The following is a 23,766-nucleotide window of genomic DNA, read 5'->3' as shown; positions in this document are numbered from 1 at the left end:
CCCGGACAAAACAGCAGGCCGGAGGCGAACTGCCTCCGGCCTGCTGTGCGGGTGGGCCCTGTGGGGCTCGAACCCACGACCCACGGATTAAAAGTCCGATGCTCTACCAACTGAGCTAAAGGCCCCTGCCGGCCGGTCCAACATCGAAATGTTGCACCTGTCCGGCCCCAATCCATTTCTGGACGTTAAATACTCTAGCGCATGGTTGCGGCGGCTTCGCACGCCCGCCGGGCCGCGCCGTCGGGCTTTTTCCGAAGGGGACGGGGGCGCTCGTATCCGGCACGGCACAGGAGTAGCGTGGGGGCATGAGTGAGCAAGCAGGACCCAGTAAGTACGGTGGCGCGCCCCGGCACCACAAGCCCAAACCCTTCGCTCCCATCGACTTTGAGCCTTTCGCCGGCGGCGCTGATCCCGCCCGGGTCTCCGAGGCCGCCCACCTTGCCGCCCAGGCGCTGGTCCGCCATGGCCGTGACAGCGATGACCCCGTGGTTACCCAGCGGCTGGTCAAGCTCGCCGATGAACAGGGCCTGGAGGCCATCGCCGAGATGTGGGCCGAAAGCCCGGCCCGTTCGCTTCCGGGTGCGCTGTGGCGGCTCTACGCGCTGCGGGCGGCCACGGTCCAGGACCCCGAGCGGATTTCCGTGTACTTCCGGGCGGGCAGGGACACGGCCCAGGTCTCCAACGTGGTCGCCGGCGCGGCCGAGCCTCCCGGCGCCGAAGAGATGACAGCCATGGCCGACGCCATCCTTTCCGGCGCGTTCGACGGCGAGTTCGACGTCGCGCTGGAACGGTCCGCGGCCTTCTGCCGCGTGGTGGCACTCGGCCAGGCGACCATCGCCGACGGTGCCGAACACGCCAACGAGGCGCACGCGAGCAAGCTGACCCGCAATTCGCACCAGCTGGTCAAGACTGCGGAGGACCTGGAGCATGCCGCCAACGCGTGGCGGCTGGGCGAGCTGGACTGAACCTGCCGTTGCACCTCTCCCCCAACCTTCCGGCCCGCCAGCCGGCCATTCGTGCCGCACTGCCTACCAGGCCGCCGCTGTCAAGATTGACTTGGGAGCGGCATCGTAGAAAACTGAAACTGGTGTCGAACCGCGAAACCCCCGGGCTTCAAAACTCAGCCGCCTAGAGCGGCCTACCGCCGAGAGGCGTATCCGGTTCGGCACCATTTTTCTGCCCTTTTCGCGTTTTCTTCCTGTTTTCCCATTTCAAGGGTGCAGTTACGGCCCGGTAGAGTTAGCGTCAGTTGCCTGCCGGGGTCAAGTCACACGGCGGCAATCCCCGCCCTGTACTTTCCCCGGAAACGGAACCACGTGAAGCTGCGCCTTTTTCCCCAGGAGCCCGCCGGACTGAACCTTCTCTCGCAGATGGCGCAGCAGATTGTGCTGGCCGGGGGCACGCTGGCCGAGATCCTCGGTGTCCCCGCGAACGAGCATTCCAGGCTGGTCGAGGACATGCACAACCACGAGGCCAAGTGCTCCGAGTTGCAGTTCGCGCTCCTCACCCACATGCGTACCAGCTTCGTGAACCCCCTCCCGCGCGAGGACATGTACGCACTCTCCCGCTACCTCAATGAAGCGATGGAAAAGATGGACGCCGCCGCGGAGCTGGTGGCGCTGTACAAACTGGACCGGCTGCCCCGGCGCGCTGCGGACCAGCTGGAGATCATCAGCAGGCAGGCCGAGCTGACCGTGGACGCCATGCGCCGGCTGGACAACCTGGACGATCTCGAGGACTACTGGATCGAGATCCTCCGCCTGGCCAAGCGGGCCGAAAGGACCCACCGCCTGTGGGTGGCGGACATGATCACGGACATGAAATGGGCGCAGTACTCCCGTAACCGGGACGTCGCCAACCAGCTGGTGGAGGTCACCAAGGATATGCGGCGGATCGCCACGCAGGTGGGCAGCATCATCGTCAAGGAATCCTGAGGTGGTGGCGGCCATCTTCGGCGCGGTGGTCCTGCTGACCGCCGTGTTTGCCTTCCTCAACGGCTTCCGGGATGTCTCGAACGCCGTCGCACTTGCTACGCGCACACGGGCACTAACCCCCAGTGTGGCGGTGCTGCTGGCAGCCTTCTTCAACTTCATTGGCGCCCTGCTAAGCGCAACCCTTGCTGTTGCGGTCAGCCAGCGCTGGATCACGCTGCCGCCGGGAACGGACGGCCTGAGCATCCTGGTTGCGGGGCTGGCCAGCGCTTCCGCCTGGGGGCTGCTGATGTGGTGGCGCGGCATTCCCGCGTCCTCCACCCATGCCCTGGTGGGCGGCCTTGCGGGCGCCGGGCTGGCCAGCCTCGCCGTGGGCGGGACAGGCGTGGGCGGCGTGGACCAGTCGCTGCTGTTCCAGGTGGTCCTCCCCCTGGTCCTGTCCCCGCTGGTGGCCTACAGCGGGGCGTTCCTGTTGGTGTTTCCGGCCACGTGGGCGGCGCGGTACACCCAGCCGAATGTGGTGAACCAGCGGTTCCGCCGCAGCCAGGCCATTGCCGCCGGCGCCGTGGCCTTCGGCCACGGGCTGCAGGACGGACAGCGGGTCAGCGCGGTGCTGCTGCTTGCCCTGCTGGCCGCCGGCTATACCGACGGCGGGACCATCCCTTTGTGGGTTGCACTGGTGTCTGCGGTGATGATTACGGCCGGCACCCTGGGCGGCGGGTGGCGGATCTCGCACACCATCGGCTACAAGGTCACACGCATTGATCCGCTGCGCGGCTCAACAGCGCAGATCTGGAGTTCGGTCATGCTGTTCGTGGGCGCCATCGCCCTGCATTGGCCGCTGTCCACCACCCACACCGTCACTTCGGCGGTCCTGGGCGCGGGCGAGAACCAGCACTTTTCGGTGACCAACCGGAAGCTGGTCATCCGGATCCTGGGGCTCTGGGCCCTGACGCCCGCCGCCACGGCCGCCGCGGCCTTCGTGCTGGCGCTGGCCATGTCGCCGCTGGCCGGCTGAGGGGCTTCCCCGCGGCAGCCCAGCCCTGTACAGCCCGGCGGGGGTGACGTAAATTCAACAGTACGTCTACTGGCTCTGCCGGGGACAGCCGCCCGCCGCCGCGTGCAGGCCCCGCGGGCGTTCGCCGCTGCAGCCTATCGGCGGCCTGGATGCACATCGCGGAAAAGAGCAGGCATCATGCCCATTCCGGATTCGCGCCGCCCTGCGCCCCAGCCGCGGCAACTCCAATGCGAGACCTGCGGAACCGAACACCAGCTCACCATCCATGCCATCACGGCAATAGGGGCGGCGGGCGGTGACCTTGTCACGGTCTCCTACACCTGCAACGACTGCAGCCTGTTCCAGGAACACCTTGCCTATGCGTCAGACGTCGCGGCCGCCCTGCACCAGGTGCGCTGGATGGCGCAGGTGATCATGTTCGGAGATGACTACATCCACTGCGGTTTCCCCATGGAGGAGGCCGAGTTCGAGATTGAGCGGCTGTGCTACCGGAGCAGCAACAGCCGAACCGGCCTCAGCGCCGTATGCCTGCCCACCCGGGTCCTGCGCTGCCGCTGCGGCTTCCAGCTGGAAGTTCCGGAATAGCCCCGGGACGTCCGCTGCACGCGCTATAGGGCTGCCGGAAAGGCGGGCGGCAGTTCTTCGAGGGCCTCCGCCAGTTCCTCGGCAGTCAGGTTGGCAGCCTTGCACAGCTGGTCCTGCCCGACGCCGGCGCCCGCAGCCTCCCGCACGGCCTGCATCAGTGCCCCCTGCGCGGCATCCAGCTCCCACTGCATGCTCTCAAGGTAGGAGCTGGTGCGCCAAACAGCTGCCAGCAGATCACTGTCCCCCGAGTCCGCAGCTTCCACCGCCACCTGCTCGGAAGCCGTATCCGGCAGCACGGACAGGCCACGGGCGAAGGGGTCCACCGGCTGGGAGGCTAAGGAAGGGCCGTGGCCGGAGCCGTGAAGCTGGTGGCTCCTGGGGTTGCTGGCAATCTGCGTCATGGCAAAACTCCTAAGCGTGCTTATTACTAGCCCTGAAAGTATCTAGTTCAGCGTACTAAATACTTCCGTTGCTGGCTAGCGCATTCTGGGATGCCAGCCTGGCAGCGCTGGCCCGCAGGCCAGCGAGGTCCGCGGGTTATCCGAAGCGGCCGGAGACGTAGTCCTCGGTGGCCTTCTGGGTGGGGTTGCTGAAGATGGTGTGGGTATCCCCCACCTCAATCAGTTTGCCGGGCTTGCCGGTGCCGGCGATGTTGAAGAACGCAGTCCTGTCCGAGACGCGGGCGGCCTGCTGCATGTTGTGCGTCACGATCACCACGGTGTACTGGTCCTTGAGCTCGTTGATGAGGTCCTCAATGGCCAGGGTGGAGATCGGGTCCAGGGCGGAGCACGGCTCGTCCATGAGGATCACCTGCGGCTCCACGGCGATGGCGCGGGCAATGCAGAGGCGCTGCTGCTGGCCACCGGACAGGCCTGAGCCGGGCTTCTCGAGGCGGTCCTTGACCTCGTTCCAGAGGTTGGCGCCCTTCAGGGAGCGTTCCACAAGGACGTCAGCCTCACCCTTGGAGATCTTCTTGTTGTTCAGCTTCACCCCGGCCAGCACGTTGTCGCGGATGGACATGGTGGGGAACGGGTTGGGGCGCTGGAACACCATGCCGATCTGTGAACGCACCGTGACCGGGTCGACGCCGGGGCCATACAGGTTGTCGCCGTCGAGCAGGACCTCACCCTCCACGCGGGCGCCGGGAAGGACCTCATGCATGCGGTTCAGGGTCCGCAGGAAGGTGGACTTGCCGCAGCCGGACGGGCCGATGAAAGCGGTGACGGACTTGGCCTCGATGTTGATGGTGACGTCCTCCACGGCGAGGAAATCGCCGTAGTACACGTTCAGGTCCTTGACGTCGATGCGCTTAGACATGGTGTTCCTTCACTTGCTGGGTATGTAATGAGTCTAGGTTTCCGCCCGCCGGGGCGGTAGGGACAGTCCCTGAAGCGTGCGTCAGCGGCCGGTCTTGGGCGCGAAGACGCGGGCGATGAGCCGTGCCGCCAGGTTGAGGATCATCACCAGGATGATCAGCACCAGGGCCGCGCCCCACGCGCGCTGGGAGGACGGATCCGGGTTGGCCGGCGACGTGGGGTTCAGGATCTGGGTGTAGATGAACGTGGGCAGCGAAGCCATCCAGCCGCCGAAAACGTTCGAGTTGATGCTGGTGGCGAAGCCCGCGGTGACCAGGATCGGGGCGGTCTCGCCGATGACCCGGGCGATGGCCAGGGTGACGCCGGAGGCAATGCCGGAGATCGCCGTCGGGATGACCACCTTGAGGATGGTGCGCCACTTGCGGACGCCCAGGGCGTAGGCCGCTTCGCGCAGCTCGTTAGGGACGATCTTCAGCATTTCCTCGCTGGAGCGGACCACCACGGGGATCATCAGCACCGACAGGGCGACGGCCGCCACTGCGCCGGTCTTGGTGCCCGGGCCCACGACGGCGAAGAAGAAGGCCGCGGCGAACAGGCCGGCCACGATGGACGGGATGCCGGTCATGACGTCGACGAAGAAGGTGATGGCCCTGGCAAGGCGGCCGTCATTGCCGTATTCCACCAGGTAGATGGCGGTGAGCAGGCCGACCGGAACGGAGATGAGGGTTGCCAGCAGGGTGATCTGCACGGTGCCCAGCAGTGCGTGGTAGATGCCGCCCACCACCGGGGCACCCTCCTCCACCGCCTTGTTGTCGTAGACGCCGGTGACGCCGTTCATCGAGGTGCTGAGGAAGCCGGGGGTCAGCAGTCCGGGAACGCCGTTGACCAGGACGGTCCAGATCACCGAGACCAGCGGAAGCAGCGCCACCAGGAAGGACCCGACCACCAGGCAGGTGGCCAGCTTGTCCTTGGCTTTGCGGGATCCTTCCACTGCGGCACTCCAGGACACCAGCCCGATAGCGAACAGGAGCGCCGAAACGATGCCCCAGCCGAAGGCATTGAAACCCAGCAGGGCCAGGATGGCCGCGCCGACGATGAGCGCGGCGGCCAAGACCACGTAGGGGGCGTACTTGGGCAGCTGGCCCTTGGTGAGTGCGGAGCGCTTGCTGCGAACCGGGGTAAGCGTGGAGGTCATTTAGTTGGCTCCCGAGAATTCTTTGTGCCGGCTGATGATCCAGCGGGCGATCATGTTCACGGCCAGGGTGATGATGAACAGCACCAGGCCGGCGGCGATCAGGGTGCTGACCTTGAGGCCGCTTGCCTCGGGGAAGTTCAGGGCGATCTCCGCGGCGATGGTCTGGTTGCCGGACTGGATGAGGCTGGCTGTCAGGGCGCCGGAGGACAGGACCAGGGCCACTGCCATGGTCTCGCCGAGTGCACGTCCCAGGCCGAGCATGACGGCGCTGATGATGCCCGGACGGGCGAAGGGGAACACGGACATCTTGATCATTTCCCAGCGGGTGGCCCCGAGCGCCAGCGCGGCTTCCTCGTGCAGTTTGGGGGTCTGCAGGAAGATTTCGCGGGACAGCGAGGTGATGATGGGCAGCACCATGACCGAAAGGACAATGCCTGCGGTGAGGATGGTCTTGCCCGTGGCGGAGGCCGGTCCCTGGAAGATGGGCAGCCAGCCCATGTTCGCCGCAAGCCAGTTGTAGGCCGGTGAGATTTCCTTGGCCAGGAACGCCGCACCCCAGGCGCCGTAGATCACGGACGGGATGGCGGCGAGCAGGTCCACCACATAGCCCAGGCCGGAAGCGAGGCGGCGGGGCGCGAAGTGCGAGATGAACAGGGCGACGCCAATGGCGATCGGGGTGGCGATGACCAGGGCGATGGCAGCCGCGATGATGGTGCCGATGACGATTGGCCAGATGTAGGCGAAGAACCCTTCGCCGCCCTGGATTTCCGCGGCCGGGGCGGTCAGCGCCGGAATGGCCTGGACCACCAGGAACAGCGCCACGCCGAACAGGACGGCAAGGATGAAGCAGCCGGCGGCCAGCGCGGCGGTGGAAAAGACTTTGTCACCGGCACGGCCGGCGCCCTGGGTGCTGGTCAGGGAGGTGGCGGTCATTCGACGGCCCTTCGATCGTTAACTGACACTGAATAATGGTGCGTCCAAACCGAAGTTCCCCGCACTGCCTTTCGGCAGGCGGGGAACCCGGTTTTTGGCGCGTTGATTAGGACTTGACCTTGATGGACTCGATTGCCGTGGCAGCCTTCTCGGCCAGGGCGGACGACAGCGGTGCCGACTTGGCGGAATCCGCGGCCGTCTGCTGCCCCTCCTCGGAGACTACGTAGCTCTCGAAGGCCTTGACCAGGTCAACGGTTTCCTGGCTGTCGTAGGCGCTGCAGACCACGTGGTAGGAGACCAGGACGATGGGGTATGCCCCGGAAGCGGTGGTCTTGCGGTCCAGCTTGATCGCGATGTCGTTGGCGGAACGGCCTTCAACCGGCGAGCCGGCCTCGACGGCCTTGGCAGCCGCTTCAGCCGAGATCTTGACGAATTCCTCGCCCACCTTGATGGATGCAGTGCCCAGCTTGCCGCCCACAGCCGAGTCGTCAGCGTAAGTTACGGCACCCGGGGTGTCGGTGACGGTCTTGACCACGCCGGAAGTGCCCTTGGCGTTCTCGCCCTGGAGGCTGGCGGGCCAGACGCCGGAGGACTTGTCCGTCCAGACCTCGGGGGCGGCGGAGGCCAGGTAGTCGGTGAAGTTGGTGGTGGTGCCCGAATCGTCAGAACGGTTCACCGGGGTGACCTTCAGGTCCGGAAGGTCAACGCCTTCGTTGAGGGCGGCGATCGCGGGGTCATTCCAGTTGGCGATCTCGCCGCGGAAGATCTTGGCCACGGTGGCGGCATCGAGCTTCAACTCTTCGATGCCCGGCAGGTTGAAGGCCACGGCGATCGGGGAGATGTACACCGGGATGTTGATGGCACCGTCAGGGCCGCAAACAGCCTTGGAGCTTTCAAGCTCCTCGTCCTTAAGGTAGGCGTCGGAGCCGGCGAACTGGGCCGAGCCGTCGATGATGGCCTTGCGGCCGGCGCCGGAGCCGTCCGGGGAGTACTGCACGGTGGCGCCGGAGTTTGCGGCGGCGAAGCCTGCCTTCCAGGCGTCCATGGCTGCGCCGGTAGAGGAGGCGCCGATGCCGGTCAGCGTGCCGGTGACCTTGGTGCCCGAGGTCTGGCCACCTGCGGGAGCGGTGCCCGTGGCGTTATCTGAACCGCAGGAGGTGAGCGCGAGTGCGCCGGCTGCGATAACAGCGATAGCCGCGTGGCGGCCGATGCGGAGTGCCTTCACTTAGATGTACCCCTTCCAGGGTTATTCAGTGCGGGACAGGGACGGAGAACCCTGCAGCGCGATGCGTACGTTGTGTACCTTCATCGAAGTTAAGGGCCGCAGGTAACGGGATGCCCTGCCCAAGGTGAACGGAACATTAACGACGACGGGATTTTCGCTGACAACTGCCGGGTTCCCATTGCGCAGATCACATCCGCAGTCGTAGGGGGCCGGGTGCAAATAAAAGGCTGCGGGCAGCAAATAGACTGGACGGCATGGCCCCCGCACCAGGACTCTCAGCAGGCAGGCGGTTCCTGCGCGGCAGGGTCCGCACCGGGCTGATCCGCAGCCGCAATTCGCTGGTTCCGGCCATCCAGATGACAGTGTGCGCGGTAGGTGCCTATGCCTTTGCCGAGTACGTGCTGGGGCATTCGGGCCCGCTGTTCGCCGCCACCTCCTCGCTGATTGCCCTGGGCTTCTCGCGAGAGCCGCGGCTGCGGCGGGTGCTGGAGGTGGGCCTGGGCTGCACCATCGGCATCGCGGTGGGTGACCTGCTCCTGCACTGGCTGGGCGGCGGGATCTGGCAGGCCGCCGTCGTCCTTTTGTTCTCCATCCTGCTGGCCCGCTTCCTGGACAGCGGCAATATTTTCACCACGCAGCTGGCGCTGCAGTCGCTGCTGGTGGTGCTGCTGCCGGCACCGTCCGGCGGGCCGTTCACCCGGAGCATCGACGCCGTCATCGGGGGCCTGTTCGCCCTGCTGGTCACCATCGTGGCGCCCAAGGACCCGCGCCGGGAACCGCGCAAGGACGTCCGGAAGCTGCTGCATGAGCTTGCGGAGGTGCTGCGTGAATGCGCCGAGGCGCTGGTGGACAGTGATTCCACCCGGGCGTGGCACGCGCTGGTCCGGGGCCGGAACTGCCAGCCGCTGGTGGACGGCATGCGGCATTCCCTGCGGGCCTCGGGCGAGGTGGCGAGGCTGGCCCCCGCGTACCGCCGGCACCGGGATGAACTTGACCAGTTGCAGCAGTCACTGGACTTCATTGACCTCGCCCTCCGCAACAGCAGGGTGTTTGCGCGGCGGCTCACAAGCGCCATCAACCACGCGGCACTGTCGGACGAGGCGACCGAAAACATCGCGGAGGTGCTCCAGGAGACCGCTGCCGCGATTGACGAGCTGTCGCTGGGGCTGGCGGAAACGCACGACGGCGTCCGCCGCGCCCACCTGCGCACGGCCCGCCGGGAGCTCAGCGAAATTGCGCTGCGGCTGCATCCGAAACTCCTGGAAGTCCAGCGCCTGGAGGGCGAGACAGTGGTGATGCTGTACCGGCCGCTGATGGTGGACCTGCTGGAGGCCACCGGCATGGACGCCCGCGAGGCCAGGGACATCCTGCCTGCACTTTAGCGCCCGTGACCTGGCCCGCCCCTCCGGGTTCAGCCACTCGCGCCCGGAGCTGGCGGGTAATGTCGGTGGCCGCCTTTAGGGTTGAACGCATGGCAACAAAGACTTCCCGGGCGTCCAAGGCGCCCGGCTACAAATGCGCTGAGTGCGGCTGGACCACCGTTAAGTGGGTGGGACGCTGCGGCGAGTGCCAGGCGTGGGGCACCGTTGAGGAGACCGGCACCGCCGTGGCTCGTACGACGGCGGCAACAACAGTTGTCGAACCCGCGCGGCCCATTGCCGAGGTTGATGCCACCACGGCTGCCTTCATGCCCACCGGGATGGATGAGCTGGACCGGGTACTCGGCGGCGGCCTGGTACCCGGCGCCGTCATCCTGCTGGCCGGCGAACCCGGCGTGGGCAAGTCGACCCTGCTGCTCGATGTCGCGGCCAAGTTCGCCCGGACAGCCCAGGACGTCCTCTATGTCACCGGCGAAGAATCCGCTGCGCAGGTGAAACTCCGTGCGGAGCGGATCGACGCCGTCGCGGAATCCCTGTACCTCTCCGCGGAAACGGACCTCGGCCAGGCACTGGGCCAGGTGGAGAAGATCGAACCGCGGCTCCTGATCGTGGACTCGGTGCAGACCCTCAGCAGCGCGGACGTGGACGGCAGTGCCGGCGGCGTGTCCCAGGTCCGGGAAGTGGCGGCATCGATTATTGCCGCCGCAAAGCGCCGCAACATGACCACGCTGCTGGTGGGCCATGTGACCAAGGACGGTTCCATCGCCGGGCCCCGGCTGCTGGAGCACCTGGTGGATGTCGTGTGCCAGTTCGAAGGCGAACGGCACTCCCGGCTGCGGCTGCTCCGCGCGGTCAAGAACCGGTACGGGCCCACTGATGACGTCGGCTGCTTCGACCTGAACGAGAACGGCATTGAAGGCCTTGCCGATCCCAGCGGGCTCTTCGTCAGCCGCACCAAGGACCCGGTCTCCGGCACCTGCATCACCGTCACCATGGAGGGCCGCCGTCCGCTGCTCGCGGAGGTGCAGTCGCTGCTCGCCGAAAGCCCCAACTCGCAGCCGCGCCGGGCCACCAGCGGGCTGGACAGCTCCCGCGTATCCATGCTGCTGGCCGTGCTGCAGCAGCGCGCCGGAACCCTGCTGCACAAGGACGACTCCTACGTCGCCACCGTGGGCGGGGTGAAGCTCAGCGAGCCCGCCACGGACCTCGCCGTTGCCTTGGCCGTCGCGTCAGCAAAAGCACGCAAACCGCTGCCGGTCCGCCTGATTGCGTTTGGCGAGGTGGGGCTCGCGGGCGAGGTCCGGCCCGTGCCCGGCATCAACCAGCGCATCCAGGAGGCGCACCGGCTGGGGTTCACCCACGCGGTGGTCCCGGCCAGCCATACAGGTCCGGGTCCCGTGCCGGCAGGGTTCTCGGTGCGCGAAGTGTCCCACCTGACGGAGGCACTCAGTCTCCTGATCGGTTAGGTCTCCCCTTCGTCCAAGCCCGCTTCTCCACTGCTTCTGCCTTGCGCGAAGCAGCGGCGGCCTGCGCGCTGTCCAGGACACAAAGCAATTCCTTGTTCACCGCACGCCGGTTCGCGGGTAGCCTGAGGAAAAGCGCCTTCATGCAGACGGGGGTTTCTGTCTTTGCGCTGGGGGGCGGAAATGAAACAAGCCGGGGAAGCCACTGTCAACGCGGCCGGGCAAGGCACTGCCGCCGCGCCGCCGGACCTGCCTGTTACAGGCCAGCTCGACGGGTTGTTCGGCGGGCTTGGCGTCCGCAGCCGAATGGTGCTGAGCCATCTGCCGCTTACCGTGACCGTGGTCTTGGTGGTGCTGGCCGCCGCGGTCTTCAGTCCCTCGGCCCTGGATGACAGGCAGTTCCAGCTGGCTTTGCTTGCGCATGCTGTGCTCTTTGCCGCCTGCCTGGTGCTGCCGTGGAACAGGCTGCGTACCGAAGCTTTTGCGGTGATAGCCGTTCTGGACTGCCTGGCGATCGGGTTCAGCCGTGAGGCGGGCGGCCCACCCTTCAACGTCATGAGCCTGCTGCTTGTGTTCCCGGTGGTCTGGCTGGCAGCGCAGCCGCGCCGGTACATGGTTGTCCTGGCGATCCTTGGCACTGTGCTCAGCACGGTGGTGCCTTCCGTCGTCGCCGGTTCGCCCCCCACGTCAGCGTCCATGATCCGCACCATCTTTCTGCCTCTCATCCTGTCCGCCGTCGCAGTGACCGCCCACCTGGTCGCCGGAACGATCCGCCGGCAGCGCCAACGGCTGGTGGACAAAGAGCATGCACTGGAAGTGACACTCGCCGAAAGCGTCCGGAAGCAGCGGCTGCTGGACGCGGTGCTGGGGGCCGTCGGCATCGGCGTCTGGGTGGTGGACCGGAACGGTGGCACCGTCCTGACCAACAAGGCGCTGCAGGCGGACCCGGCGCTGGCCGCCCTTCCCGGAAATGCCGGCAACGGCCTCCTCCTGCCGGACCGCGCAACTTCCGTGCCCGCCGACGCGACGCCCGTTGCCCGCGCCGCCGCCGGCGTCGAGTTCCGGGACGAGCTGTACTGGGCGGGCGGCCCGAAGGAACAGCACGCCTACTCCGTCAGCGCCCACGGCATACCCGCCCGCGACGGGAAGGACGGCGGCGCAGTTGTCACGTTCGTTGATGTGACCACATTGATCCGCGCCCTGGCCGCCAAGGACGACTTTGTCTCAACTGTCTCCCACGAGCTGCGGACACCGCTGACGTCGATCCTGGGCTACCTCGAGCTGGTGCTGGAAGAGCCCGGCCACGAGGACATCCGGGAGGAACTCCTGGTGGTCCACCGGAATGCCGGGCACCTGCTGGCCCTGGTCAACGACCTCATAGCCGTCGCATCGGAACGGGTGGACCTGTCACTGGAAGAGGCAGACCTTGCGCAACTGGTAACCGAAGTGGTTGGAGCGGAGGTTCCCAAGGCGTCCCTGAACGGACTCCGGCTCGACCTCGATGTTGAACAGCCGCTGCCGGCCCGCGTCGACCCGGAAAGGATACGTCAGGTTGTCCAGAACCTGCTCTCCAATGCGGTCAAGTACTCGCCGGGCGGAGGCCACATCACCGTTTGCGCGCGCAAGAGCGGCGGCAAGCTCACTTGTTCCGTTACCGATACCGGCCTTGGGATGGATGCCGACGAGCAGGAGCAGGCCTTCACCAAGTTCTTCCGCTCGGCCCGGTCGCGGGCAACGGCCATCCCCGGGGCAGGCCTGGGACTGCCGGTGAGCAAGACCATCGTGGAAGGTCACGGCGGCGCCATCACCCTTGCCAGCGAACCCGGGAAAGGCACCACCGTAACGTTCACCCTCCCGGCGGCATCCTGACCCGAGGGCAGGATGAAGGGGATCATGGTTTCATGGCATGGCTGCACAGCCTTCGCTTCGACCCGATCCCTCCCCTGGTGGCGGGCAGGAATCCGGCCGTGCGGTATTGGGCAATCCGGGATCTTACCCACGGCTCCGTAGGGACGCCTGCAGAAGTCCTTTGGGACCTTCCGGTCCCGAGAGGGATCGTGCGGCGCCAGGCAACTGACGGGTCATGGACTTATCCGGGGAAGCGCCCCCGGGCCGGAACGGACTACAACCTCCTGGAGACCTACCGGCAGCTCGGGTTCCTCGTGGAGATGTTCGGGCTTACAAGGGAACATCCTGCCCTCGCCGCGGCCGCCGAATTCGTGTTCTCGCACCAGTCAGCCCAGGGTGACCTGCGGGGGATCTACGGCAACCAGTATTCTCCGAACTACACCGCAGGCTTCCTGGAGTTACTCGTCAAAGCCGGGTACCCGGAGGACCCACGCGTGGAACTCGCATTCAATTGGCTCGAGGCCATGCGGCAGGACGACGGCGGCTGGGCCCTCCCACTCCGTACACGTGGAAGGAACCTCGACGCCCTTGGAGAATCGCAGACCATTTCCGCCGACCCCACGCAGCCGTTCTCACACCTCATTACAGGAGTGGTGCTCAGGGCGTACGCAGCCCATCCCCGGCACCGAACCGGCCCCACAGCCAGGATGGCCGCTGTACTTCTGGCAGGCCGGCTCTTCGAACCGGACGCCTACCCGGATAAGGGGCGGGTCGCCGACTGGACCGAATTCAGCTTCCCCTTCTGGATGACGGACCTCGTCTCTGCCCTCGACACCATCACCATCATCCTGCCCGGCTTCACGTCGGAGAAGACAGACCATGCCCGGGACTGGCTCTCCGGACACCAGGAACCGACCGGTCTCTTCACAGGTCATCTGTTCCGGGACAGGTACCACGACCTTCAGCTCTGGTTCAGCCTCGCTGCCTGCCGGGTCTTGTCGCGGATGGCAGGATGACGTGCGCCCGGCCTCTCAATATACGGGCCGGGACAGAGTGGAACTATTGGTGCCGGGGCAGCTGGTCCGGGTCGTCGCGGTGCGAATTGAAGAGCCAGCTGGACACGTCGCTGCGCAGCGCCAGCAGCGGACCGCCCGTGGCGCTGACGTTGCCGGTCGGGACGTAGTATCCCCGTCCTGAGCCGGGGCCGCCCGCAGCGCGGTCCAAAGCATCCTGGAGATGCCGCGGCAAGTGGCCCTGGGGGCCCAGGCCACGGAGTTCATCAAGTTCTTCCGGCGTCAGCCGACCCAACACTTCAGCAATATTGGCCATGACGGGTCCCCTTCGAGCAGAGTGCTTGAAGGAATAACCTAAAGCAGCACCGTGAACTGCGGGTTAACACCGGACGGCGGATCCGGAACTTTTTTCGCCGCACCACTGGAGGAGATATGCCGGTACGAAGCGCAGGAATCCTGCTGTACAGAAGGGGGCAGGGCGGGACCGAGGGACTGGAGGTCTGGATCGCCCACATGGGCGGACCGTTCTGGGCCCGCAAGGACACGCACGCCTGGTCAATCCCCAAGGGCGAATACACGGATGATGAGGACCCGCTGGTGGCCGCGCTGCGTGAATTTGCGGAGGAGATGGGTACCGCGGCGCCGGACGCTGACTACCGCCATCTTGGTGATTTCAAGCAGCCCTCCGGCAAAATCATCACCGTGTTTACGGCCGAGCAGGACTTCCAGCCCGGGCAGATCACCAGCAACACCTTTCCGCTGGAATGGCCCAAGGGCTCCGGCCGGATCCAGGACTACCCCGAGGTCGACGACGCCCGCTGGTTCCCCGAGCACGAGGCCCGCCTGAAGCTGGTCAAGGGGCAGATCCCGGCGCTCGACGCACTTGCTGACCATGTCCGCCGTCGGACGTAAAAAAGCCGGTGGCCCCTGCTGGGACCACCGGCTTTTCCGGCACTTCCGCGCGGTTAGGCAGCGGCAAACTCCGGCCGCCTGGCCACCTTGGTGACTGAAACGTCGTCGCCGGAGTACACCATGGTGCGGCCGGCACCGTCGCTGCGGATCACCCAGAAGACGCTGCGGTTGGCGGCGATCATGTCGATGGTTCCGGCGAACACCGCCCCGCTGGAGGTCCGCACCTCCACGTAGTCGTCCCTGGCGAGCTTTGACCAGTCGGGTACCGGCGCGTGGGGAAGTGCCGCTGCCCGCCGGACCGGATTGTGCCTGTACATGCTGCCTCGGTCCTTCCGCTGCTAGAAGTTGCCGCCGTCGGCCTTGACCGCGAGCACCGGCCGGTCCGCCTGCATCAGGATGCGCTGGGCGTGGCTGCCCAGGATGAACTTGCCCACCTGGGTGCGGTGGCGCAGCCCGATGACGATCAGGGACGCGTTGGCCTCCCGGGCCACGTCCAGGAACTCGTCGGCGAGGTCGTGCTGGTACGGCGGCTGGATCACGCGCGCCTCCACGCCCGCATCTGCCGCGCGCCGGGCCGCCTGCTCCAGCAGGACGTCCGGGGCTACCGACTTGTCCACCAGCGCGCCCTCCCGGGCGGAATTGACGATCAGGAGGTCCTCGCTCCGCAGCCGCGCTTCGGCGATGCCTGCCGCGAGGGCCGCTTCTCCGGCAGGGGTGGGAACGAATCCAACGACGATGCTCATACCTTTTCCTTTATGTCCGGCCTGGCGGCTGTTGGGGTGGAGACGGTCCTGCGCTTGGCGATGGCGCTGCGGATGAACGGCAGCACGGCCACCAGGACGAAGACCACCAGCAGGGTGGCCGAGATGGGGCGGCCGAAGAATCCGAACGGGTCGCCGCCGAACGTCAGCAGGGAACGGCGCATGGAGCTTTCGAGGAGTTCGCCGAGGACGAAGGCGAGCACCAGCGGGCCGGGTTCGTAGCCGAACTTCTTCATCAGGTAACCCACAACGCCGAAGACCACCACTAGGGTGACATCGAACATGCTGTTGTTGATGGTGTAGGCACCGAGCAGGGTGATCAGCGCCGTGATGGGCGCCAGGATGGCAGCCCGGACGCGGAGGATCCGGACGAAGATGCCCACCAGCGGCAGGCTCATGATCAGCAGCAGGATGTTGCCGATGTACATCGAGTTCACCACGCCCCAGAACAGCTCCGGGTCTTCCTCAACGAGTCCCGGCCCGGGCGTGACGCCCTGGATCAGCAGCGCACCGAACATCAGCGCCATGGTTGCGTTGGCCGGGATGCCGAGGGTCAGCAGCGGGATGAAGGAGGAGGTGGCGGCGGCGTTGTTGGCCGTTTCCGGCCCGGCAACGCCTTCCGGCGCGCCCTTGCCGAAGCGTTCCGGCTGCTTGGCCCGTTTCTTTTCCATGGCATAGGACGCCATGGAGGCAATGGTGGCGCCGCCACCAGGGAGGATGCCCAGGAAGAAGCCGAGGACGGAGCCGCGGCCAACAGCGCCGGAGGCCTGCTTGAGGTCGCCGCGGGAGGGCCAGACGTTGGCGACTTTCGACGGCGCCTTGGCTGCACGGTGCCGTTCCTCCAGGTTGTAGAGGATCTCGCCCAGGCCGAAGATGCCCATGGCGATGGGGACGAAGTCGATGCCGTCCGCCAGCTGCAGGCTGCCGAACGTGAAGCGGCTTTCGCCGGTGAAGATGTCCCGGCCCACCGTGGCAAGCAGGAGTCCCAGTGCGGCGGCGATGAGGGCTTTGGCCTTGGCGCCGCTGCTGATGGTTGCCACCAGGAGGATGCCCAGCAGGGCGAGGGCGGTGTACTCCGGAGGCCCGAAGTCCAGGGCGAAGCCGGCCACGAGCGGGGCAAGGAAAGTGAGGCCGATGATGGCGGCCGTGCCGCCGACGAACGAGCCGATGGCGGCCAGCCCCAGGGCGGTACCGGCTTTGCCCTGCTTCGCCAGCTGGTAGCCGTCGAAGACCGTGACCACGGAGGATGCCTCGCCGGGGAGGCGGAGGAGCACGGAGGTGATGGTGCCGCCGTACTGGGCGCCGTAGAAGATGCCGGCCAGCATGATGATGGCGGTGACCGGTTCCACGCCGTAGGTCAGCGGGAGCAGGATGGCGATGGTTGCCGCCGGGCCGAGCCCGGGCAGCACGCCGATGAGCATGCCGATGACGACGCCCACCAGGCAGTAGAGCAGGTTGGTCGGCTCCAGGACAACCGCAAACCCGTTAATGACGGGGTTCAAAAAGTCCACGGCGTTCTCCTAGAAGAGGTGGGGAATGGAAGTGCGGAGCGCCAGGACGAAGATGCCGTAGAAGGCAACGACGACGAGCGCGCTGACCAGGAGCGTGGAGCGCCAGGTTTCGCCGCCCAGGAAGCGCATCCAGATGATGCAGAGCACCAGCGCGGGCAGTTCGAATCCGATCAGGGGCATGAGGGCCACCATGGCCGCGAGCGTCACCAGGCCGGTGAGGGGCGCCGTCGACATCCTGGTGAACTTTTCAGCGTCACGGTTGTGCCGGCCGATGACCAGCTGGAAGAGGCCGAGGGCCACCATGGCGCAGCTGATGAGGAAGGGCCAGAGCCCGGGCTGCGGCTTGTCCGGCGTTCCCAGCCCCATCGCGATGGAAAGGACGACGGCGGCAATCCCCACCCCGACCACCACCAGCGAGGACGCCGTGTTGGCCAGGGCCCCTGCCGCAGGTGGCTTCTCCGCTTCCCACTGGGCCGCGAGCTGTTCCGGGGTCAGGTCCTCCAGGGCTTCGCCGCTCCCGGTGCGGGGGGTGTCCCCGCCGGGGGAGGCAGCGGTCCTCCCTCCCCCGGCGGGTACTGCGGGTGTTCCATTCACAGGAATCACTTATTTCCGCTCAGGCTGATGTCGTACTTCTCCACCAGCTCCTTGTACTTGGCTGCGTAGCCCTTCCATTCCTCAACAACTTCCTCGCCGGAGAGTTCCTTGGGGGTCAGCATGTTCTTCTCGTTGAACTCCTTGTAGGCGTCCGACTTGAAGGTTTCCTGGAAGGCCTCGAGGAGCTTGTCCTTGACCTCCTGCGGCGTCCCCTTGGGGGCTGCCACGGCGCGGTACTGTGCAACGGGGACGTCGTAACCGGCTTCCTTCGCAGACGGGGTATCCGGCAGGAAGCTGTTGCGGTCCTCGGAGAAGACCAGGAGCGGGGACACCTTGCCGGCTTCAATTTGCGGCATGGCCTCGCCGAGCTGGATCGTGGCGAGCTCCACCTGGTTGCCCATGACCGCGGTCAGGGCGGGCTTGCCGCTGTCGAACGGGATGTCGGTGCCGGTGACGTTGGCCTGCTTGAAGAGCACGGTCTGGGCCAGCTGGCTGCCGGTGCCCACTCCGGTGGTGCCAAAGGTGACGTTGCGGCCGGCGTCGGTGACGTCCTTGAAGCTCTTGAAGCCGGACTCGGGGCTGGCCACCAGGACGTAGTCATCCTGGGAAAGGCCGGCGATGATGTCCAGGTCGTCGATGTTGACAGCTTCATCCGGCGTCACGGCCAGCGGGGTGATGGTGATGAGGGAGGCGGTCAACAGGACCAGTTCCTGCCCGTCGGCCGGCTTGCCGGCCACTTCCTTGGTGGCCAGGGCACCGTTGGCTCCGGGCTTGTTGACTACGGGCATCGGCTGGCCGAGGGTCTTGGAAGCGCCTTCGGCGAGGGCACGGGCAATGAGGTCGGTGCTGCCGCCAGCCGCCTGGCCGACCGTGAGGTTGATGGGCCCGGACGGGTACTCTGCGGAATTGCTGGCGCCGCCGGCAACATTGCCGCACGCAGTCAGCGCCAGCAGCGTGATGGCGGACGCCGCACCCAGGACGGTGCGGCGGGAGGGGAAGTGCTTCATTGGGACTCCTTGATACTGCTCCGGACTGGCCCGGATGGCTTGTGAACCGAATCACTTCGGGCTCGCTAGGTCGAGTTTAGGGAGGAGTATGATGCCTGTCTAAGCCCAGATAAGCATCGAGTAATACCCGAAAGGCATCATGTTTACGTTTGACCAGTTGGCCGGATTCATCGCGGTGGCAGAGGAACTCCACTTCGGCAGGGCTGCGGAGCGGCTGAACATGACCCAGCCTCCACTGAGCCGGCAGATCCAGAAACTTGAGAAGGCCATCGGGACGGAACTGCTGGAACGCGACAACCGGAAGGTCCAGCTGACCCCGGCAGGCGGCGCTTTCCTGGAGGAGGCGAAACGGCTGATGGCATTGGCGGCCCGGGCCCCTGTCACTGCCAGGCGGATCGCCACCGGCCGCTCGGGTGTCCTCCGGATCGGCTTCACGGCAGCCAGCGGCTTCAGCATCCTCGGGCCGCTGCTCGAGGAGGTTGCGGAAATCATCCCGGACGTGGACGTCGACCTCCAGGAACTCGTGACCGGCGAACAGATCGAGGGGCTCCTCACCGGCCGGCTGGACCTCGGCCTGGCACGGCCGCCCTTCGACCGGGACACCTTCGACTCCCACCTGCTGTACCGGGAAGCGATGATGCTGGCAGTCCCGGAGGGGCACCGGCTTGCCCGGCTGACCCGGCCGGTGGAGGACGCGGACTTCAAGGATGAACCGCTCATCATGCACTCACCCACCAAGGCCACGTACTTCTACGACCTGGTGGTGAAGCTGCTCCCCATCCAGCACGCCAATGTGGTGCATACGGTCAGCCAGGTCCTCACCATGGTTTCGCTGGTGGCCGCCCGCCGCGGAGTCGCGTTCGTTCCGCACTCGGCCACGCTCCTGGGGCTCAAAGGCGTCGAGTTCCTCCCCATCGCAGGGATGGATACGGAACAACCCGTTGAGCTGCACGCGATCTGGAACCGCAAGTTGGAGAACCCGGCCCTGCGGCGCCTCCTGCAGGACCTGGAATTCCGCGCGGAGTAGAAGCAGGACCCAGACGGTACGATGCCGTTACGGCATCAATAGATACATAAATACACTTAGACAGGCATGATGTCCGCTGCCTAACCTGAACGGGAACCCAACACCAGCCGCCGCACACGGCGATCACATGGAGGACACACCGTGGCAAAATACACCCCGCAGGAACTGGCAAACACGCTGAAGGACGGCCTGCTGTCGTTCCCGGTGACATCCTTTGACGCCCGGCTGCAGTTCGATGAGGAGAACTACCGCAAGCACCTTGCGTGGCAGGCAAGCTTCCCGGTGGCCGGCCTCTTCGCAGCAGGCGGCACAGGCGAAGGGTTCTCCCTGACCCCGGCTGAATCCGCGCGCGTGGTTGCTGCCGCCGTCGACGAGGTGGGTGGCCAGGTTCCGGTGCTGGCCTCCGCGGGCGGATCCACGGCGCAGGCCATCGAGAACGCCCAGGCCGCCGAGGCCGCCGGCGCCGAAGGCATCCTGCTGCTCCCCCCGTACCTGACCGAAGCGGACCAGGGCGGACTCATCGACCATGTCAGCGCCGTCTGCAGCTCCACCTCCCTCGGCGTCATCATCTACAACCGCGCCAACGCCATCTACAAGGACACCACCGTGGCCACCCTGGCTGACCGCCACGAAAACCTGATCGGCTTCAAGGACGGCGTGGGCGACCTCGAACACGACGCCCGCGTCTACGCCAAGCTCGGCGACCGGCTGTTCTACCTCGGCGGCCTGCCCACCGCGGAAACCTTCGCCCTGCCGCTGCTGCAGCTGGGCATGAGCACCTATTCCAGCGCCATGTACAACTTCGTCCCGCAGTTTGCCCTGGACTTCTACCAGGATGTCCGCAACAACGACCGCGCGGCCGTCAACCAGAAGCTGAACGACTTCGTGATCCCCTACCTGGATATCCGGGACCGCGTGAAGGGCTACGCCGTCTCCATCGTCAAGGGCGGCCTGGACGCCATCGGCCGCTCCGCCGGACCGGTCCGTCCCCCGCTGCAGAACATGGCCGAAAAGGACCTGGCGGACCTCAAAGCCCTCATCGCCAAAGTTTCCTGACCGTCCCCCAGACACCCGCTACACAGGAGGAACCCACGTGACCCTCACCGGACACTCCCTGATCGCCGGACAGAACGTCGTCGGCGACGGCAAGACAACCTTCGGCTTCAACCCCGCCACCAACGAGGCGCTGGAGCCCGCATACACGCTGTTGACCGAAGAGCAGCTCAAGGCCGCCACCACCGCGGCGAAGGAGGCCTTCCCGTCCTTCAGCACCCTTGACCCGGAAACCCACGCCGCCTTCCTGGACGCCATCGCGGACAACATCGAAGCCATCGGCGACGAACTGATCATCCGGGCAGGCCAGGAAACAGGGCTGCCCGCGGCCCGGCTGCAGGGCGAACGCGCCCGCACCACCGGCCAGCTGCGCCTCTTCGCGAACGTCGTCCGGCAGGGCGACTTCCGCGGCGTCCGCATCGACCCCGCCATCCCGGACCGCACTCCCCTGCCCCGCGCGGACATCCGCCAGCGCCAGATCCCGCTCGGGCCCGTGGCCGTGTTCGGCGCCAGCAACTTCCCGCTGGCATTCTCCACCGCCGGCGGTGACACCGCCTCCGCGCTGGCCGCCGGCTGCCCCGTGGTCTTCAAAGCCCACAACGCCCACCCCGGCACCAGCGAACTCGTCGGCCAGGCAGTCACCAAGGCCGTCAAGGACGCGGGCCTGCACCCCGGCGTGTTCTCCCTGATCTACGGCCCCGGCGCCAGCATCGGCCAGGCCCTCGTTTCCGACCCCGCCATCAAGGCCGTCGGCTTCACCGGCTCCCGCGCCGCCGGCACCGCGCTCATGAAGACCGCCGCCGCCCGGCCCGAGCCCATTCCGGTCTACGCCGAAATGTCCTCCCTGAACCCGGTCTTCGTGTTCGACGGCGCCCTGAAGGGTGACGTCGACGCCCTCGCCGCCGCCTACGTCACCGCCGTCACCGGCAGCTCCGGCCAGCTCTGCACCTCCCCCGGCCTGCTCTTCGCCCCCGAAGGCGAGGCAGGCGACAAACTCGCTGCCGCCGTCGCCCGCGCCGTGGCAGCCTGCGCCGGGCAGACCATGCTCACCGAGGGCATCGCCGGGTCCTGGACCGCCGGAACCGAAGCGCTCGGCAAGGCCGACGGCGTCGAACTCCTCGGCCAGGGCAGGCCCGGCGACACCCGGAACGCCCCCGCACCCACCATCTTCGGCACCGGCGTGGACCAGTTCGTCAGCAACCACGTCCTGCACGAGGAAATCTTCGGCGCCGCCTCCCTGGTCATCCGGTACAAGGACGTCCAGGACCTGCTCAAGGCCGCCGGCCGGATCGAAGGCCAGCTCACCGCATCCCTGCACCTCACCGAGGCGGACTACCCGACGGCGGCGCCCCTGATCCCTGTCCTCGAACAGAAGGTGGGCCGCATCATCGTCAACGGCTGGCCCACCGGCGTCGAAGTGGGACACGCCATGGTCCACGGCGGCCCGTTCCCTGCCACCTCCGACACCCGCACCACTTCCGTGGGCACCCTCGCGATCAACCGGTTCCTCCGCCCGGTCGCCTACCAGAACATTCCCCAGGAACTGCTCCCCGAGGCCCTCCAGGACACCAACCCGTGGCACCTCAACCGCCGCATCAACGGCGACGTGGTTCCCGCCGCAGAGAAAGCAGAGGTCAGCGCATGAGCGGCCAGCCCACCATCACCGGCGTCGAGGTAGTACCGGTTGCCGGCTACGACAGCATGCTGATGAACCTCAGCGGTGCGCACGGCCCCTTCTTCACGCGCAACGTTGTGATCATCACCGATTCGGACGGGCGCACCGGCCTCGGCGAGGTTCCCGGCGGCGAGAAGATCCGCACCACCATCGAGGAGGCCGGGGCCCTGATCAGCGGGAAGCCGGTGGCACGCTACCGCTCGCTCCTGCGCGAGGTGGCGGCTGAGTTCGCGGACCGCGATGCCGGCGGGCGCGGCCTGCAGACCTTCGACCTGCGCACCACGGTCCACGCCGTCACCGCCGTCGAATCAGCCCTGCTGGACCTGCACGGCCAGTTCCTCGGCGTCCCGGTGGCGGAACTGCTCGGCGACGGCCAGCAGCGCACGTCCGTGCCGATGCTCGGCTACCTGTTCTTCGTGGGGGACCACGCCCGCACGGACCTGCCCTACCTGGTGGAGGACGCGCCCGCCGACCGGTGGGAGAAGCTCCGCCGCCAGGAGGCCATGACTCCGGAAGCCGTCGTCGCCCTGGCCGAGGCCGCGCAGGAGCGTTACGGCTTCAGCGACTTCAAGCTCAAGGGCGGCGTGCTGTCCGGCGACGAGGAAGTGGATGTGGTCACCGCCCTCGCCAAACGCTTCCCTGACGCGCGGGTGACACTGGACCCGAACGGCGGCTGGCTCCTCGAGGACGCCATCCGCCTCGGCAAGCGGATGCAGGGCGTCGTGGCCTATGCCGAGGACCCCTGCGGCGCCGAAGGCCGGTTCTCCGGCCGTGAGGTGATGGCGGAATTCCGCCGGGCCACGGGCCTGAAGACGGCCACCAACATGATCGCCACGGACTGGCGGGAAATGTCCCATGCCATCCGCAGCAACGCCGTGGACATCCCGCTGGCGGACCCGCACTTCTGGACCATGCACGGCTCGGTCCGGGTGGCCCAGCTCTGCAACGAGTTCGGCCTTACCTGGGGCTCGCACTCCAACAACCACTTCGACATCTCGCTGGCCATGTTCACGCACACCGGCGCTGCGGCTCCGGGCGGGATCACGGCCCTGGACACCCACTGGATCTGGCAGGACGGCCAGGGCCTCACCAGGGAGCCGCTGCAGATCAAGGGCGGCGCCATCGAGGTGCCCGATGCCCCGGGCCTGGGCATTGAACTGGACCGGGACGCCCTGGACAAGGCGCACCAGCTGTACCTCGAGCACGGCCTGGACGCCCGGGATGACAGCATCGGCATGCAGTACTACATCGAAGGCTGGTCCTTCGACCCGAAGCGGCCCTGCCTCGTTCGATAGAAACCTCCGCCGGCAGCTGTCCGGT

24 protein-coding genes and 1 tRNA gene are annotated in these 23,766 nt (G+C 66.7%); 13 read left to right on the top strand and 12 right to left on the bottom strand.

Annotated features, from left to right (window positions below; all coding sequences use genetic code 11):
- Nucleotides 1-52: 52 nt before the first annotated feature.
- Nucleotides 53-125: transfer RNA gene (locus ACJJV6_RS09575), tRNA-Lys, on the bottom strand.
- Between the two features lie 180 nt (nucleotides 126-305).
- On the opposite strand from ACJJV6_RS09575, the gene ACJJV6_RS09570 reads away from it, so the two are divergent.
- The 4 genes from ACJJV6_RS09570 (at nucleotide 306) to ACJJV6_RS09555 (ending at nucleotide 3,534) form a co-directional block, all read left to right on the top strand.
- On the top strand, nucleotides 306-965 hold the full coding sequence (locus ACJJV6_RS09570) for a hypothetical protein (protein WP_009357835.1): 660 nt from the start codon (nucleotides 306-308) through the stop codon (nucleotides 963-965).
- Between the two features lie 351 nt (nucleotides 966-1,316).
- Nucleotides 1,317-1,934, top strand: coding sequence for a DUF47 domain-containing protein (locus ACJJV6_RS09565; RefSeq protein ID WP_133349510.1), 618 nt, complete (start codon nucleotides 1,317-1,319; stop codon nucleotides 1,932-1,934).
- Between the two features lies 1 nt (nucleotide 1,935).
- A complete protein-coding gene (locus tag ACJJV6_RS09560; RefSeq protein ID WP_407710408.1) occupies nucleotides 1,936-2,949 on the top strand; it encodes an anion permease in 1,014 nt (337 codons plus the stop codon).
- Between the two features lie 177 nt (nucleotides 2,950-3,126).
- Nucleotides 3,127-3,534 (top strand): hypothetical protein, encoded by a 408-nt coding sequence (locus tag ACJJV6_RS09555; protein WP_407710407.1) that lies wholly within the window; start codon nucleotides 3,127-3,129, stop codon nucleotides 3,532-3,534.
- A gap of 23 nt (nucleotides 3,535-3,557) precedes the next feature.
- Here ACJJV6_RS09555 and ACJJV6_RS09550 read toward each other — a convergent pair whose 3' ends face one another.
- The 5 genes from ACJJV6_RS09550 to pstS all read right to left on the bottom strand — a co-directional run bounded on the left by ACJJV6_RS09550 (nucleotide 3,558) and on the right by pstS (nucleotide 8,203).
- Nucleotides 3,558-3,935, bottom strand: a complete 378-nt coding sequence (locus ACJJV6_RS09550) for a hypothetical protein (RefSeq protein WP_407710406.1) — start codon at nucleotides 3,933-3,935, stop codon at nucleotides 3,558-3,560.
- Between the two features lie 136 nt (nucleotides 3,936-4,071).
- Nucleotides 4,072-4,851, bottom strand: coding sequence for a phosphate ABC transporter ATP-binding protein PstB (gene pstB, locus ACJJV6_RS09545; protein ID WP_009357830.1), 780 nt, complete (start codon nucleotides 4,849-4,851; stop codon nucleotides 4,072-4,074).
- 81 nt (nucleotides 4,852-4,932) lie between these two features.
- Nucleotides 4,933-6,045 (bottom strand): phosphate ABC transporter permease PstA, encoded by a 1,113-nt coding sequence (gene pstA, locus ACJJV6_RS09540; RefSeq protein WP_407710405.1) that lies wholly within the window; start codon nucleotides 6,043-6,045, stop codon nucleotides 4,933-4,935.
- On the bottom strand, nucleotides 6,046-6,978 hold the full coding sequence (gene pstC, locus ACJJV6_RS09535; RefSeq protein WP_009357828.1) for a phosphate ABC transporter permease subunit PstC: 933 nt from the start codon (nucleotides 6,976-6,978) through the stop codon (nucleotides 6,046-6,048).
- 106 nt (nucleotides 6,979-7,084) lie between these two features.
- Nucleotides 7,085-8,203 carry a phosphate ABC transporter substrate-binding protein PstS gene (pstS, locus tag ACJJV6_RS09530; RefSeq protein WP_407710404.1) on the bottom strand — a complete coding sequence of 373 codons (1,119 nt, stop codon included), beginning with the start codon at nucleotides 8,201-8,203 and terminating at the stop codon, nucleotides 7,085-7,087.
- A 254-nt stretch (nucleotides 8,204-8,457) separates the two neighbouring features.
- On the opposite strand from pstS, the gene ACJJV6_RS09525 reads away from it, so the two are divergent.
- The 4 genes from ACJJV6_RS09525 to ACJJV6_RS09510 all read left to right on the top strand — a co-directional run bounded on the left by ACJJV6_RS09525 (nucleotide 8,458) and on the right by ACJJV6_RS09510 (nucleotide 13,909).
- A complete protein-coding gene (locus ACJJV6_RS09525; protein WP_407710403.1) occupies nucleotides 8,458-9,585 on the top strand; it encodes an FUSC family protein in 1,128 nt (375 codons plus the stop codon).
- Between the two features lie 89 nt (nucleotides 9,586-9,674).
- A complete protein-coding gene (radA, locus tag ACJJV6_RS09520) occupies nucleotides 9,675-11,048 on the top strand; it encodes a DNA repair protein RadA (protein WP_009357825.1) in 1,374 nt (457 codons plus the stop codon).
- 180 nt (nucleotides 11,049-11,228) lie between these two features.
- Nucleotides 11,229-12,914 carry an ATP-binding protein gene (locus tag ACJJV6_RS09515; protein WP_407710402.1) on the top strand — a complete coding sequence of 562 codons (1,686 nt, stop codon included), beginning with the start codon at nucleotides 11,229-11,231 and terminating at the stop codon, nucleotides 12,912-12,914.
- 32 nt (nucleotides 12,915-12,946) lie between these two features.
- A complete protein-coding gene (locus ACJJV6_RS09510; protein ID WP_407710401.1) occupies nucleotides 12,947-13,909 on the top strand; it encodes an adenosine deaminase in 963 nt (320 codons plus the stop codon).
- Nucleotides 13,910-13,952: 43 nt separating this feature from the next.
- On the opposite strand, the gene ACJJV6_RS09505 is transcribed toward ACJJV6_RS09510, so the two are convergent.
- Complete coding sequence (locus tag ACJJV6_RS09505) at nucleotides 13,953-14,222, bottom strand: hypothetical protein (protein ID WP_009357822.1); 270 nt, start codon at nucleotides 14,220-14,222, stop codon at nucleotides 13,953-13,955.
- Between the two features lie 116 nt (nucleotides 14,223-14,338).
- Here ACJJV6_RS09505 and ACJJV6_RS09500 point away from each other — a divergent pair, with 116 nt between their 5' ends.
- Complete coding sequence (locus ACJJV6_RS09500; protein ID WP_009357821.1) at nucleotides 14,339-14,818, top strand: NUDIX domain-containing protein; 480 nt, start codon at nucleotides 14,339-14,341, stop codon at nucleotides 14,816-14,818.
- Nucleotides 14,819-14,871: 53 nt separating this feature from the next.
- Here the strand turns inward: ACJJV6_RS09500 and ACJJV6_RS09495 are convergent, their stop codons facing one another.
- Genes ACJJV6_RS09495 through ACJJV6_RS09475 form a run of 5 tightly spaced genes read right to left on the bottom strand, consistent with a single transcriptional unit; the run spans nucleotide 14,872 to nucleotide 18,691 of the window.
- Complete coding sequence (locus tag ACJJV6_RS09495) at nucleotides 14,872-15,135, bottom strand: hypothetical protein (RefSeq protein WP_407710400.1); 264 nt, start codon at nucleotides 15,133-15,135, stop codon at nucleotides 14,872-14,874.
- Nucleotides 15,136-15,156: 21 nt separating this feature from the next.
- Entirely contained in the window at nucleotides 15,157-15,561 is a 405-nt protein-coding gene (locus ACJJV6_RS09490) for a universal stress protein (protein ID WP_009357819.1), read from the bottom strand.
- Entirely contained in the window at nucleotides 15,558-17,090 is a 1,533-nt protein-coding gene (locus ACJJV6_RS09485) for a tripartite tricarboxylate transporter permease (protein WP_009357818.1), read from the bottom strand. The genes ACJJV6_RS09490 and ACJJV6_RS09485 overlap by 4 nt, the downstream gene beginning before the upstream one ends.
- 9 nt (nucleotides 17,091-17,099) lie before the next feature.
- Nucleotides 17,100-17,684: a tripartite tricarboxylate transporter TctB family protein gene (locus tag ACJJV6_RS09480; RefSeq protein WP_354176839.1), complete on the bottom strand. Its 585-nt coding sequence runs from the start codon at nucleotides 17,682-17,684 to the stop codon at nucleotides 17,100-17,102.
- 5 nt (nucleotides 17,685-17,689) lie between these two features.
- On the bottom strand, nucleotides 17,690-18,691 hold the full coding sequence (locus ACJJV6_RS09475) for a tripartite tricarboxylate transporter substrate binding protein (RefSeq protein ID WP_009357816.1): 1,002 nt from the start codon (nucleotides 18,689-18,691) through the stop codon (nucleotides 17,690-17,692).
- Nucleotides 18,692-18,830: 139 nt separating this feature from the next.
- On the opposite strand from ACJJV6_RS09475, the gene ACJJV6_RS09470 reads away from it, so the two are divergent.
- The 4 genes from ACJJV6_RS09470 (at nucleotide 18,831) to ACJJV6_RS09455 (ending at nucleotide 23,741) form a co-directional block, all read left to right on the top strand.
- Entirely contained in the window at nucleotides 18,831-19,718 is an 888-nt protein-coding gene (locus tag ACJJV6_RS09470; protein ID WP_009357815.1) for a LysR family transcriptional regulator, read from the top strand.
- Between the two features lie 141 nt (nucleotides 19,719-19,859).
- Entirely contained in the window at nucleotides 19,860-20,774 is a 915-nt protein-coding gene (gene kdgD / locus ACJJV6_RS09465; RefSeq protein ID WP_133349537.1) for a 5-dehydro-4-deoxyglucarate dehydratase, read from the top strand.
- 37 nt (nucleotides 20,775-20,811) lie between these two features.
- Nucleotides 20,812-22,416 (top strand): aldehyde dehydrogenase (NADP(+)), encoded by a 1,605-nt coding sequence (locus ACJJV6_RS09460; RefSeq protein ID WP_354176837.1) that lies wholly within the window; start codon nucleotides 20,812-20,814, stop codon nucleotides 22,414-22,416.
- The gene (locus ACJJV6_RS09455) at nucleotides 22,413-23,741 is read left to right on the top strand and encodes an enolase C-terminal domain-like protein (RefSeq protein WP_009357814.1); all 1,329 of its coding nucleotides are present in this window, start codon (nucleotides 22,413-22,415) and stop codon (nucleotides 23,739-23,741) included. Before ACJJV6_RS09460 ends, ACJJV6_RS09455 begins: the two co-directional genes overlap by 4 nt.
- Nucleotides 23,742-23,766 lie beyond the last annotated feature (25 nt).

Source organism: Arthrobacter nitrophenolicus (assembly GCF_045833485.1).
GTDB lineage: Bacteria > Actinomycetota > Actinomycetes > Actinomycetales > Micrococcaceae > Arthrobacter > Arthrobacter nitrophenolicus.
The sequence above is the reverse complement of the archived record's forward strand: the minus strand, read 5'-3'. Positions and strand labels throughout refer to the sequence as shown.